11 protein-coding genes and 1 riboswitch are annotated in these 13,040 nt (G+C 71.2%); of the genes, 2 read left to right on the forward strand and 9 right to left on the reverse strand.

What is annotated here, in order from left to right; translation table 11 throughout:
• The first annotated feature begins 114 nt into the window (after nt 1–114).
• Nucleotides 115–1,104, forward strand: a complete 990-nt coding sequence (locus tag ACRVYW_RS10885) for a sugar-binding transcriptional regulator (protein ID WP_431804488.1) — start codon at nt 115–117, stop codon at nt 1,102–1,104.
• 163 nt (nt 1,105–1,267) lie between these two features.
• Here the strand turns inward: ACRVYW_RS10885 and ACRVYW_RS10890 are convergent, their stop codons facing one another.
• The 3 genes from ACRVYW_RS10890 to ACRVYW_RS10900 all read right to left on the reverse strand — a co-directional run bounded on the left by ACRVYW_RS10890 (nt 1,268) and on the right by ACRVYW_RS10900 (nt 4,207).
• Nucleotides 1,268–2,056, reverse strand: a complete 789-nt coding sequence (locus tag ACRVYW_RS10890) for an energy-coupling factor transporter transmembrane component T family protein (protein ID WP_431804490.1) — start codon at nt 2,054–2,056, stop codon at nt 1,268–1,270.
• The gene (locus tag ACRVYW_RS10895) at nt 2,053–3,546 is read right to left on the reverse strand and encodes an ABC transporter ATP-binding protein (RefSeq protein ID WP_431804492.1); all 1,494 of its coding nucleotides are present in this window, start codon (nt 3,544–3,546) and stop codon (nt 2,053–2,055) included. Before ACRVYW_RS10895 ends, ACRVYW_RS10890 begins: the two co-directional genes overlap by 4 nt.
• A gap of 7 nt (nt 3,547–3,553) precedes the next feature.
• Nucleotides 3,554–4,207, reverse strand: a complete 654-nt coding sequence (locus ACRVYW_RS10900) for an ECF transporter S component (protein WP_431804494.1) — start codon at nt 4,205–4,207, stop codon at nt 3,554–3,556.
• Nucleotides 4,201–4,310, reverse strand: a riboswitch (TPP riboswitch). It overlaps the preceding gene by 7 nt.
• Before the next feature lie 40 nt (nt 4,311–4,350).
• Between ACRVYW_RS10900 and ACRVYW_RS10905 the strand changes: the two genes are divergently transcribed.
• On the forward strand, nt 4,351–5,871 hold the full coding sequence (locus ACRVYW_RS10905) for a D-alanyl-D-alanine carboxypeptidase (RefSeq protein WP_431804517.1): 1,521 nt from the start codon (nt 4,351–4,353) through the stop codon (nt 5,869–5,871).
• 160 nt (nt 5,872–6,031) lie between these two features.
• On the opposite strand, the gene ACRVYW_RS10910 is transcribed toward ACRVYW_RS10905, so the two are convergent.
• The 6 genes from ACRVYW_RS10910 to ACRVYW_RS10935 all read right to left on the reverse strand — a co-directional run bounded on the left by ACRVYW_RS10910 (nt 6,032) and on the right by ACRVYW_RS10935 (nt 12,729).
• Entirely contained in the window at nt 6,032–7,624 is a 1,593-nt protein-coding gene (locus ACRVYW_RS10910; RefSeq protein ID WP_431804496.1) for an SLC13 family permease, read from the reverse strand.
• A 22-nt stretch (nt 7,625–7,646) separates the two neighbouring features.
• Nucleotides 7,647–8,999 carry a magnesium transporter gene (mgtE, locus tag ACRVYW_RS10915; protein ID WP_431804498.1) on the reverse strand — a complete coding sequence of 451 codons (1,353 nt, stop codon included), beginning with the start codon at nt 8,997–8,999 and terminating at the stop codon, nt 7,647–7,649.
• Between the two features lie 115 nt (nt 9,000–9,114).
• A complete protein-coding gene (locus tag ACRVYW_RS10920) occupies nt 9,115–9,897 on the reverse strand; it encodes an EI24 domain-containing protein (RefSeq protein ID WP_431804500.1) in 783 nt (260 codons plus the stop codon).
• A gap of 88 nt (nt 9,898–9,985) precedes the next feature.
• Nucleotides 9,986–10,465, reverse strand: coding sequence for a MarR family winged helix-turn-helix transcriptional regulator (locus tag ACRVYW_RS10925; RefSeq protein ID WP_431804501.1), 480 nt, complete (start codon nt 10,463–10,465; stop codon nt 9,986–9,988).
• A gap of 25 nt (nt 10,466–10,490) precedes the next feature.
• Nucleotides 10,491–10,964, reverse strand: a complete 474-nt coding sequence (locus ACRVYW_RS10930; protein ID WP_431804503.1) for a MarR family winged helix-turn-helix transcriptional regulator — start codon at nt 10,962–10,964, stop codon at nt 10,491–10,493.
• A gap of 1 nt (nt 10,965) precedes the next feature.
• Nucleotides 10,966–12,729, reverse strand: coding sequence for a DHA2 family efflux MFS transporter permease subunit (locus ACRVYW_RS10935; protein ID WP_431804505.1), 1,764 nt, complete (start codon nt 12,727–12,729; stop codon nt 10,966–10,968).
• Nucleotides 12,730–13,040 lie beyond the last annotated feature (311 nt).

A 13,040-nucleotide genomic window follows, 5' to 3' on the forward strand; every position in this document is an offset into this window, starting at 1 on the left:
TTCGTCGTTGACGCGCCCTACACTGAACGACGCATGCACATTCGCGCAACCTCGATCGCACGATCGTGCACGCACCGGGACAAATCGCACGATCGTGCGCGGAGAGGACACCCCATGGAGTCGAACGAGGTCACGAACGTGCGCACCCGCGACGCGCTGCGCGCCGCCCAGCTGTACTACGTGCAGGACCTGACGATGGATGAGATCGCCGCCGAGATGCGGATCTCGCGGTCATCGATCTCCCGGTTGCTCTCCTACGCGCGCGAGATCGGCCTCGTCGAGATTACGGTGCACTCCCCCCAGGCCGGGATCGACGGGCTGGCCGCACGGATCTCGGACGCCTTCGAGGTCTCGGCCGAGATCGTTCCCACGTCGACGCACGCGAGCGACGCGGAACGGTTGGGTCGGGCGGCACGCACGGCTGCCCGGCGCGTGTCGACGCTGGCCGACGACAATACGAGCATCGGGATCGCGTGGGGCGCCACGGTCTCGGCGATCGCCCGCGAGCTGCCCGCGCGGCGCCTGCACAATGCCCACATCGTGCAGATGAACGGCGCCGCCAACCCGGTGACGTCGGGGGTTCCGTACGCCTCGTCGATCCTCGAGCGCTTCGCGGCCGCGTTCGGGGCGGATGTGCAGCTCTTCCCCGTGCCTGCCCTCTTCGACGATCCGCACACGAAGGATCTGATGTGGCGCGAACGGTCGGTGCGCCGCGTGCTCGACGCGCAGAGCGACGTGAGCCTGTTCGTCTTCGGGCTCGGTTCCCCTCGCGCCGACGTCCCTTCCCATGTGTACTCAGGGGGGTACCTGACCGGCGAGGATTCCCGCGACCTGCTCCGCAACAGCATCGTCGGCGACTGCGCGACCGTCTTCTACCGCGAGGACGGGTCGAGTGACGGCATCGATCTGAATCGGCGCTCGAGCGGACCGAGTTTCGCCGCGATCCGCCGGATCCCTCGACGGGTCTGCGTCGTGTCGAGTCTGTCGAAGCTCGCTGCGCTCCGCGGCGCGCTCGCCGCGCAGCTGATCACCGACCTCGTCATCGACGAGGGCCTCGCCCGCGCGCTCGCGGACGCGGCCCCCGCCCGCGCGCGCCGCCGCTGACCCCGCCCGCGCCGCGGCTCGCGGCCCGCTCCCCGCACCCAACAACCGGCTCGCGAATCACCGCTTGATTCCCCAATCACCAGCCGATTCGCGCAGAACGCCCGGTGATTCGCGCATTCGGTGGTGATTCGCGAGCCGTGCGGGGGGCCACGCGGGGCGCGCGTCAGCTCGGGCCGAGGATGAAGTTCCAGGTCCCGGCGGCGATCGCGGCGGCGATGGCGATCGCCGAGATCGCGGCGCCAATGCCCACGAGCGCCCACTCCCGCGTGCCGAACGTCGATTCCCTTGCCCACGTGCGCCGGACGGGGGCGCCGAACCCGCGCGCCTCCATCGCCGTCGCGAGCTTCGACCCGCGGCGGATCGACAGCACGAGGAGAGCGAACGCCATCCCGACGAAGCGCCGGATGCGGCCCCGGTCGGCGACGCCGCGGGCGCGGCGGGCGAGCTCGAGTGCCCGCCAGTCGTCGAGGAACAGCCCGATCATGCGCAAGCCCGCAAGAGCCCCGAGCACGAAACGGGCCGGCAGGTGCAAGACCTGCGCGAGCCCGTCGGCGAGGTCGGTGGGGTCGACCGTCACGAACAGGACGACCGACGGCAGCGCCACCGCGAGCACGCGGAAGAACGTCGCGACGGCGAGCACGATCGATCCGTCGCTGATCCGGATGACGAACCACTCGAGGTAGACCTCGCCGGATGCCTCGCCATACAGCAGGATCGTGAGCGCTGTGAGGGGTGCCGCGAGCCAGACGGGCCAGGTTCGCACCCAGAACTCCCGCCACGTGAGCCCCGAGAAGAGCAACAGCACGCTCTCGAGGGCCAGCGCGACGGCCGCCGAGACGATGTCGAGCGTGAGGATCAGCGGAATCGCGATGAGTGCGGATGCCAAGAGCTTCGCGACGGGGTTGATCCGTGCGACCGCTCCGGTGCGCGCGTGCGCGTCGAGCAGCGTCATCGCCGGTCGCCCTCCGGTGCGCGGGGAGCGGCGTCGACGCCGTCGAGCACGAACCTGCGCGCGTGGAGGGCGTCGACGACCGCCTCGTCGTGCGTGATCAGGACGAGCGCGCGGCCTTCGTCGCGCAGCCGCGCGAGCATGCCGACGAGTTCACCCCAGGTGCGGGCGTCCTGACCGAACGTCGGCTCGTCGAGGACGAGCACCCGCGGGGCGGTCGCGAGCGCTGCGGCCACCGTGAGCCGGCGCTTCTCGCCGCCCGAGAGCGTGTAGGGGTTGGCACGCGCGAGCGGGGTGAGGCGCAGACGCTCCAGCAGCTCGTCGACGCGCCGGTCGGCCTCGGCCGCATCCAACCCGAGCGCGCGGGGCCCCACGAGCAGTTCGTCGCGCACCGTGCGGGTGAGCAGCTGGTGCTCGGGCTCCTGGAAGACCGTCCCGATCCGGGTGAGCAGTTGCGTCGACCGCCAGGAGATCGGCGCCGGCCCGGCATCCCCGGCGAGCGGCTCCGTCGCGACGACCTCCCCGCCGGCCGGCGGCAGCAGTCCCGCGAGAGTGAGTCCGAGCGTCGATTTGCCGGCACCGTTCGGTCCCGTGATCGCGAGCACCTCGCCCGCCCGGACCTCGAGATCGATCCCTGTCGCGACGGGTTGATCGCGCACCCTCGCCACCGCGAGCGCGTACGTACGCAGGAGCGCCTGCCCCGGTTTCGCCGCGGGAGGTGGCGGCGGTGCCGGAGGAATGCCGGGAACCCACACGCCGTCGGCGGCGAGACCGCTCGCGTGGGCGCCGAGGACGACGTCCGGCCGCCCGTCCGCCACGACCCCGCCCGCCCCGATCACGACGACGCGGTCGACGAGCGGAAGCCACACATCGACGCGGTGCTCGACGACCACGAGGGTCGCCCCCGACGCGTCCACCGCGCGCGCGACCGCCGCCTGCACCTCGGCGACACCCGCCGGGTCGAGGTTCGCAGTCGGTTCGTCGAGGAGCAGCACACCGGGCCGCATCGCGAGGGCACCGGCGAGCGCGAGGCGCTGCTTCTGCCCTCCGGAGAGCGCCTTGGTCGGCCGATCCAGCGGGACGTCGAGACCGACGGCATCCAGTGCCGCGCGCACTCTCGGCCAGATCTCCTCCCGGGGCACGCCGAGGTTCTCGCAACCGAACGCGACGTCGTCGCCGACGCGCGCGAGGATCACCTGCGAGTCGGGATCCTGCAGGACGAGACCGACACGACCGCGCGCGGATGCCGGGGACTCCCCGCCGACGAGGAGCGTCCCCTCGTCCTCACCCTCTTCGTCGCCGCCGAGCACGCCCGCGATGCCGTGCAGCAGGGTCGACTTGCCGGCACCGGACGCGCCGAGCAGGAGCACGCGCTCTCCCGGCTCGATCTCGAGGTCGATGCCGCGCAGCGCCCAGGCGCGGCGCGAGGCGTGCCGCCAGCCCCAGTCCCGGGCCTTGATGCGGGCGCCGTGCGCCGCGGAGGGCGCGGACACGCGCTCCTCAGACCCGTTCCGTGCGTTCGCGACCCGACGCGAAGCGGTCGAGGGCCCCGGTCGCGGCGAGGCCGCGCGCGAGGAACCACGAGAGGGCGCCGGCGATCAGCGCGCCGGAGACGACGGCGCTGAGGAGGTAGACGATCGTGAAGGTCGCGTCGGCGCCGGCGTACCAGAGGATGAGGTTGTTGATCGCTCCGGCCAGACCCGCTCCGGCGCCGGCGAGGATCGCGACCGGCAGGTTCCAGACTCGGTAGAGGAAGATCAGGAACACGATCTCGGCGCCGAGCCCCTGGACCAGGCCGGCTTCGATCGTGAGGAACCCGCCCCACTGGTTGCCGACGAGAGCAGAGACGACCGCGGCGAGCGTCTCGGTGTAGATCGCGGCGCCGGGCTTGCGGATGACGAGCGCGCCGAGGACGCCGGCGAACAGCCACGGCCCGTCGAGAAGGCCCTGCAGCCCCGGCAGCAGCGGCTCGAGGATCGCCTTCGGGCCGAGGTAGCCGATGTTCCACAGCAGGAAGATCAGGCCGGACGCGACGCCGATGACGCTGGCGACGACGATGTCGACGACGCGCCAGCGGAAGCGGCCGGAGCCGGATCCGGAGGACCCGGTCGAGCCCGACGCGGTGATGGTGGATGGGGACGCGGACGCGTGCATATTTATCTCCTCCCTGCGCCGGCATGATCCGGATCAGGTTCGACGGTCGAAGCGTGGATCGCTTCCTCTCAGCCCGGCTCACCGGACTCCCGTGGGTGGTGACGTCGAGTATAGCGGCGAGCGGGTAGTTTGAGCGGGTGACCATGGAAGACGCCCGCCCCTCCTCGCGGCGCGCGCGCCGAGAAGCGGCGCACGCGGGCGGTGCAGACATCGTCACGGGCGACGACGCCACGACGAGCAGCGATGCGCAGGATGCCGCGGGCGACGGCTCCGATCTCGCCGCGCCCGGTCTCGCCGACGACGACGCGGCGGCCTCGGCGCACGCAGGTGTCGCGCTCGCCTGGCTCAGCGACGACGAGGTGACGCCGCGTTACGCTCCCGCCGACCTGACCGCGTCGACGCACCCCTACGCGGTCGCCGCACCCGACCTGCTCGCCCGGCGTCCGCGCCGCTCACCGGTCCGCGCCGGCACGGTGGCGCCGGTGCTCGCCGCGCTCGGACTCGCCGGCGCGTACGCCGCGTCAACGCTCCTGTGGCCGCTGTACGCCGTCACTCCGACCGTGACCGAGACGGCGATCGCGGACATCGCCGCCCCGGCATCCGCCGTGGCGTGGCCGGCCGAGGGGTCGGCCGCTGTGGGCATTGCCGGGTTCGATTCCGTCGCCGCCTCGACCGCCGACCCTTCGTCGATGGCGAGCATCACGAAGATCGTGACGTCGCTCATGATCCTCGAGCAGATGCCGCTCGCACCCGGCGAGAGCGGACCCGAGTTCGCCTTCACGGCCCGCGACCGCCAGACCTATTACGCCTACCTCGCGGACGACGAGTCGGCGCTGAACGTGCCGGTCGGCGGATCGCTCACGCAGTACCAGATGCTGCAAGGCATCCTCATCGGCTCCGCCGGCAACTACACCGACCGCCTCGCGAGCACCATCTGGCCGACCGACGCGGTCTTCGCCCGCGCCGCGCGGACGTGGCTCGATCAGCACAACCTGCCGGGCATCACGATCGTCGACCCGACCGGCATCGACCGCGGGAACACCGCCGATCCGTCCTCGCTCATCACCCTCGCCCGCCTCGCCCTCGCCGACCCCGTGATCGCCGAGATCGTGCGGACGCCGTCGGTCACCCTGCCCGGCGCCGGCGAGGTCACGAACACCAACGACCTGCTGAGCGACCCGGCGGTCGTCGGCATCAAGACCGGAAGCCTCCGCGGCACCTTCAACCTGCTCGCCGCGAAGGAGCAGGCGGCGGGCGACACGACGCTCCGCGCCTACGCGGTCGCGCTCGGCCAGTCAACCGACGAGGCCCGCGACGGCGAGACGGCGCGTCTGCTCACCGACGTGCTGGCCGAGGCATCCCAGCCCCGCGTACTTCCCGCCGGAACCCCCGCGGGCACCGTGTCGACGGCGTGGGGCGTGACGGTGCAGATGGCGACGGATGCCGACGTGTCGCTGCTTCTCTGGAACGGCGCGAGCGCGGCGGTGACCTCGGATCTCAGCCTCGGCGACGCGCGCGCCGCGAACGACGCCGTCGGCACCGTCGCGACGAAGGGCCCGCTCGGCTCGGCGACGACGGGCGTGCACCTCACGGCCGACATTCCGGGGCCGGATGCCTGGTGGCGCCTTACCCATCCGCTGCAGCTCTGGGGCCTCGCCGACTGACGCGCCGGGCCGCGCCGCCCGCCCTGGCCCCCGGTCACGCCCCGTCCGGCCATCGAGGTGCCGGCATCGGTCGCCATCCCCGACCCGTGACGACCAATCGCGGCACCTGGGCGCGCCCGCCGCGCGCCGCGCCCCGCAGCACGCAGCCCGCACGGCCGGTTCAGAACGGCCAGATCAGCGGCACGTAGACCACCGCGACGGCGAGGTAGACGAGCATGAGCGGCACGCCCAGCTTCCAGTAGTCGCCGAACCGGTATCCGCCGGGCTGGAGCACCATGAGGTTCGCGGGCGTCGCGACGGGGGTGAGGAATGACGCCGCACCCGCGACCGTCAGCGCCATCATGAACGGCAGGATGCTGAGGTCGAGGCTCTGCGAGATCGCGACGGCGATCGGCGTCACGATCAGCACCGTCGCGACGTTCGAGATGAACTGCCCGAGCACCATCGTCAGAACGCACAGCACCAGCAGGGCGAGCTGCGGCGAGGTGGATCCGATGACGGCGAGGACCGCGTCGGCGACGCGGCCCGCAGCTCCCGTCGAGATGAACGCCGCCGACAGCGGCACCATGCCGGCGATGAGGATCACGGTCGTCCAGGAGATCGCCCGGTACGTCTGGGGGATCGTCAGGACTCCCGACAGCACCATCGCTCCCGCGGCGAGCAGGCCGGCGACGGCGGGGGGCACGAGACCCGTCGCGAGGAGCACGATCATGACGGTGAGGATGCCGAGGGCGCGCTTGGCGCCGCGACCGAGCGGCACGCCGCGCTTGAGCGACTGCGGCGGCGTGACGGCGATGACGTCGGGCGAGGCGGTGTAGCGGGTCAGCGCCGCCCACGGTCCCTGGACGAGCACGGCATCGCCGGCCTGGAGGGTCAGGGACCCGGTCACCCCGATGCCGCGCGACGCGTTGGGGCCGCCGTCGTCACCGCGCCGGAGCGCGAGGATGACGAGATTCTCGTCGGCTGTCGTCATGCCGGCGCTGACCGTGCGGCCGATCAGACGCGAACGCGGGGCGATGAGCACCTCGGCCACGCCGTCGTTCGCGGTGAAGATTGCGTCGGTGGTCAGGTCGACGTCGTAGCTCTTGCGGAGCGTCCGCGCGTGCGCGCTGGGGTCGGGTGCCTCGGAGAAGTGCTCGGGCACCCGGGCGGGCAGCAGCCTGTCGCCGCCGAGGGTGACGACGAGGATCGTCAGGACGACGAGCGGGATGCCGACGAGCGCGAACTCGAAGTAGCCGAACTCGCGACCTCCCGCCGCCGCTGCGGCCTCGGAGACGACGATGTTGACGGGTGTGCCGGTGAGGGTGAGGAGCGAGCCTGCGCTCGCCGCGAACGCCAGCGGGATGAGCAGCTTCGAGGGCACGAGCCCCGCACGCACGGCGACGACGACCACGACCGGCAGGAGCGCGGCCACCGCGCCGTTGATCGAGATGAACCCCGACAGCAGGGCGACCATCGCGCCGATGACGATCGTGAGGCGCACGCGTCCGGTGCCGGCGCGGGTCACGACCTGCTGCCCGAGCCACGCGGTCACCCCCGTCGCATCCAGCGCCTCGCTGACGACGAAAAGACTCGCGATGAACAGGACGGTCGGGTCACCGAACCCCGACATCGCCTCGGTGAGGGTGAGCACCCCCGTCGCCCACAGGGCCAGCGCCACCCCGATCGAGACCACCGCGAGCGGCACGCGTCCGCTGATGAACGCGACGACCGCGAGCGCGAGGATCAGGAACGTCCACCCGGCGGGATCCATGGCACGAGCCTATCCCCGGGCCTCACCGCAGTCCGAGCAGCCAGGTCGCGATGAGGAAGTAGATGACGAGGCTCGTCGCGTCGCAGAACGTCGAGATGAACGGCGTCGAGAAGACGGCCGGGTCGGCGTGCACGGCGCGCGCGAGCATCGGCATCGCCCCGCCGACGGTGGCGGCGAGCGTGCAGACGGCGACGAGGGTGAGCCCGATCACCGCGCCGAAGCGCGCATCGAAGACGAGCGAGGCGAGCACGAAACCGAGCGTGCCGAGGAGTGCGCCGAGGACGAGGCCCACACGCACCTCCCGCCACGCGACGGAGAGCACGTCGCGGGCGCCGACCTCGCCGAGGGCGAGAGCGCGCGTGACGGTCGTCGCCGCCTGCGCGCCGGTGTTGCCCGCCGTACCGGTGAGAAGCGGGATGAAGAGGGCGAGGGTCACGACCTCGGCGAGCTGGTCCTCGAAGACTCCGAGCACCTGCACCGTCAGCAGGGCCGAGACGGCCAGGACCAGAAGCCACACGACGCGCGAACGTACGATCCCGAAGACGGGGACGGTGAGGTAGGGGCGGGTGAGCGGCTCCGCGGCGCCCTGCCGGGCGGCATCCTCATCATCGGCGTCCTCGAGGATGCGCGATGCGTCGTCGATCGTGAGGATGCCGACGAGGCGATCGTCTCCGTCGACGACGGGCGCGGCGAGCAGCTGCGCGTCGACGACGCGGCGGGCAGCGTACTCGGCGTCGTCGGTCGCCCGGACGGTGCGGGCCTCGACCATGACCTCGCCGACGGTGCGGTCGGAGGCATCCATCACGAGCTCGCGCAAACCGATCACACCCTGCACCCGCCGCTCGTCGTCGGTCACCGGGAGCATGTAGATCGTCTCGGCGTCCTTACCGCGGTGCTGGACGTGCGCGAGGGCGTCGCCGAGGGTGAGGCGCGGGCGGAGCGCGACGTACTCGGGGCTCATGAAGCGCCCGATGCTGCGCTTGGGGTACCCGAGGAGCGGGAGGGTGAGCTCGCGCTCGCCCGCCGACAGGCCGCGCATGAGATGCTGCGCGACGGTCGCGGGGAGCTCGTCGACCAGCTGGGCGCGGTCATCGGGGTCGAGATCCTCGAACACGCGCGTCGTGTCCTCCGCGCGGAGCCCCTCGATCAACTCGGCGCGCTGGGCGTTCTCGAGCAGCTCGAAGACCTCGAGCGCCGTGTCGCGGTGGAGCAGCCGGTAGAGCACGGCGCGGTCGGCGGCGTGGGGCTCCTGCTCCAGCAGCCGCGCGATGTCGGGCGGCTCGGTCGCCGCGAGCAGCACCGACAGAGCCGCCAGGTCGTGCGCGCGCAGCGCGGCGTTGGCCGCCGCGCGCAGGTTCTCGAAGTCCTCGTCCACACGGCGATTGTCACAGAGCGAGGTGACGCGGCGGTGGCGGCGCGGGACGGGTCGCCGGCGGGGATCCGTCGGAGAGGCCGTGCGCGGGCGGCGACGGCCAGCACCGGCCGTCGGCTCAGCGGCGGTCGGCGGACGCTGCGGGCTCCGACACGGCGGTGGGTGCGCCGGCGAGGAGCTCGCGCGCGAGAGCGGTCGCCCCCGCGACGGCGGCGGGCATCGTGACGACGGCGCCGAGCGGCACGAGGAAGCACAGCTGCGTCGCGACGCCGAAGCCGAGGACGCGAGCGCGGTGGCGGCGCCGCAGCGCACGCCGCTCCGGCGCGAGGATGCCGCGGGCCGCGAGGCCGCGCGTCGTCAGCTCGTCGGCGAGCAGCCACCCCGACATCCCGACGGCGACGACGAAGCCGATGAGGCCCCCGACGACGGGGACGAGGCCGCACAGCGCCGCGATGATCGCGCACACGATACCGCGGAGGAACAGCGCGAGGCCGTCGCGCGCGGCGCGCCAGAATCCGGTCGTGTCCTCGATGTCGGGTGTGCCGAGGTCACCTTCGACGGCGCGCCAGATCCGCTCGTAGAACGGGTCGCCGATGACGAGGGTGAGCGCCGTGAACGAGACGGCGGCGAGCACGATCGCCGCGCCGAGCATCGCCGTGCCGACCGCGACGCGCAGGATGCCTGCCCACAGGCTCGGCCACCCGTCGGCGAACGGGGTGACGAGGTCGGCGAGCGCCGGAAGCGACACCCCGAGAGCGACGAGCGCCGCGAAGAGCAGCACCGAGGCGATCGCCGCGGGGATGAGTCCGAGCGACATCGTCCGCGGGCGGCGGCGCCAGTACCCGAACCCGTGCACGAGCGTCGCGACACCCGCGCCGAACCCGCCCGTCGGCTCTTTCACCCGCTCAGCCTACCGAGGCCATCCCCTCGGCCTGCGCTCGCGCCGGACGCGCAGCGAGATCCAGGCGCGCAGCGAGGTCCGGACGCGGTCAACGGGCCAGGTCGCGCAGCACGTCGGAGACGCGGGTGAGGTCATCGACCGTCCATGCGCTGAGGCGCTCGCCCATCCGGGTTTGGTAATGCTCGCGCGCCTGGCTCAGACGCTCGCGCGCAAGGTCGGTGATCGCCAGCACGCGCGCACGGCGGTCGTCCGGGTCGAGACGGCTCTCGACGAGCCCGAGCTCTTCGAGCTGGCGCACATGGCGGCTGACCGCCGACTTGTCGGTCTGCAGGCGTTCGACGATCGCACTCGCCGATGTCGCCTTGCCGCTCGCGATCGCCGCGAGGACCTGGTAGCCGAGAGGCTGCAGCTCGGGGTGCACCCGCGCCGCGGCGTCTCGCCAACTCGCCCGGATGCGGCCGAACACCGCGCCGAGCTCCTGCTCGACGCGGGCGACGGCGGCCTCGCGGGCCCCGTCCGGCGCCGCCGCGTCGCCCGGGTGGGACGGCTGGGCGGCGGTCGCGGTCATGATCGTCAGTGTACGTGCGTGCCAGTCAGAGATCCGAGAGGCAGCGCACCACCTTGCTCGCCGCGGCAAGCTCGTCGGGGCTGAGGCCGGCGAGGATGGCGCGCAGGCGCGCGGCATGATCGGCTCGCAACGACTGCAGAGCCTCGTGCGCGGCGGGCGTCGCCGCGAGCACGCGCAGGCGCCCGTCCACCTCGTCGGGGCGCGAGACGACGAGGCCGAGGTCCTCGAGGGCGCGCACCTGCCGGCTGACCACCGACTTGTCCATCTCGAAGGCCTCGGCCAGCTGGTGGGCGTTGGCGGTCCCGGTGCGGGCGACGAACGCGAGCAGCTTGTAGCCGGCGGGCTGCAGGTCGGGGTGGATGCGCGACGCCGACTCCTTCCACAGCATCCGGGCGCGGCTGAACATCATGCTCAGCCGCCATTGGAACTCCGCCAGCGCGTCGTCCGCGTCGTCGACTCTCGCCGCGTCCTCTGCCAGTACCCCGGTCACCGTGCGCATGTCAGCCTCGGCGCTCCCCCGCGAGATCCGCCGCATCGGCGACGGTGCGCTCGGATTCCTGGTCCGTCCCGGCATCCGGCACGTCGTCTGCCTGCAGCAGGACAGCTCCGGTCGCGGTCGACGCGCCTACTTCGGCCTCGGCAACGCCGATCGCCGACTCCTCGGCCTGGTCGCGCAGTTGCTCGGCGGCGGTCTTGGTCGACAGCGGCTTGTTCTTCAGGAAGGCGATCGCGATGATCGCGAGCACGGCGAGCGGGATGGCGATGACGAAGACGTCGGCGATGCCGTGCCCGTACGCGGATTCGACGACCGTGCGGATCGTGTCGGGCAGCGCCGACACCTTCGGCACATCGCCCGAGCCCAGTTTCTTCAGCGCATCGAGCTCCGCCTGGCTCGTCGGAACGAAGCCGGCCAAGGCATCCGTCATGTAGTCGGTGACCTTGGTGGCGAGCATCGACCCCATCACCGTCACGCCGATGGTGCCGGCGATCGTGCGGAAGAAGTTGACGTTCGACGATGCCGCGCCCAGCTGAGTGGGCGGAGTGTCGTTCTGCACGATCAGGGTGAGGTTCTGCATGACCATGCCGAGACCCGCGCCGAGCACGAACATGTAGATCGCCACGAGCGTGAAGGGGGTGTCGTAGCGCAGCGTGGACATGAGGGTGACGCCGACGAGGGTGAGGATCGACCCCGTGACCATCCAGCCCTTCCACTTGCCGAAGCGGCTCACGAGCTGACCGATCACGATCGACGCGCCCATCTGACCGATGATCATCGGGATCGTCATGAGGCCCGACTGCGTCGGTGTCGCCCCACGCGCGAGCTGGAAGTACTGCGCCAGGAACACCGAGGTCGCGAACATCGAGACGCCGATCGCGATGGAGGCGATGACCGAGAGCGTGAAGGTGCGGTTACGGAACAGCGACATCGGAACGATCGGCTCGGGGACGAAGAACTCCACGACGATGAACGCGAGGATGCCGACGACCGCGATGATGCCGAGGATCCAGCTGGTGCTCGAGTTCCACTCGAACTGGCTGCCGCCCATCGAGACCCAGATGAGGAGCGTGGAGACGCCGACGGCGAGAAGGACGATGCCGAAGTAGTCGATCGACACCTTGGCGCGCTGCGGCTTGGGCAGGTGCAGCGTGAACTGCAGAAGCACGAGGGCGACGACGGCGAACGGGACGCCCACGAAGAAGTTGGCGCGCCAGCCCCACCAGTCGGTGATGACACCACCGAGGAGCGGGCCGCCGATCGTTCCCAGCGCCATGATGCCGCCGACGACGCCCATGTACTTGCCGCGCTCGCGCGGCGAGATGATGAGGGCGACGGCGATCATGACCAGAGACATGAGGCCGCCGACGCCGATGCCCTGGATGACCCGGACGGCGATGAGCATATTGGTGTCGGTCGAGAAGCCGGCGATCACCGTGCCGACGGTGAAGAGGATGAGCGAGAGCTGGATGAGGACCTTGCGGTCGACCAGGTCTGCGAGCTTGCCCCAGATGGGTGTCGAGACGGCGGTGGCGAGGAGGCTCGCGGTGATCACCCAGGTGTACTGCGACTGGGTGCCGCCGAGGTCGGCGATGATGACGGGCATCGAGGTCGAGACGACCGTGCCCGAGAGCACGGCGACGAACATGCCGACGATGAGGCCCGAGATGGCGGTGAAGACCTCGCGCGCGGATCGCGTGGGAGGCGTGTGTGAGGCGTGATGAGACGTGGCGACAGCGGTCAAAGTGAGGTCCTGATCCTTGCTCAAAGGTTGATCGACATCAACTATACCTCGTTTAGTTGCGTTTTGTCTACTATGGACGAATGTCAACCGTTTCAGGGCAAAGAAAAACCCCCGCTCAGCGGGGGTTTTCTGGCGGTGACGGTGGGATTTGAACCCATGTATCGCGAGCGCAGTCGCCATCGCTTCAATGCCGTGACCGCATAATCCCGCGGTTCGACCTCGTTCCCGGCTCCACTCGCCTCCCTTCATCTGCGTTCGTCTTTACCCACGCGTGTACCCGCTTGAGATATCTCTACGAGACCCCGCGCTAAGTCTCATGTTGACCCATCGCCTCC

Origin of the sequence: Microbacterium sp. bgisy203, assembly GCF_965345155.1 — a bacterium.
Lineage (GTDB): Bacteria > Actinomycetota > Actinomycetes > Actinomycetales > Microbacteriaceae > Microbacterium.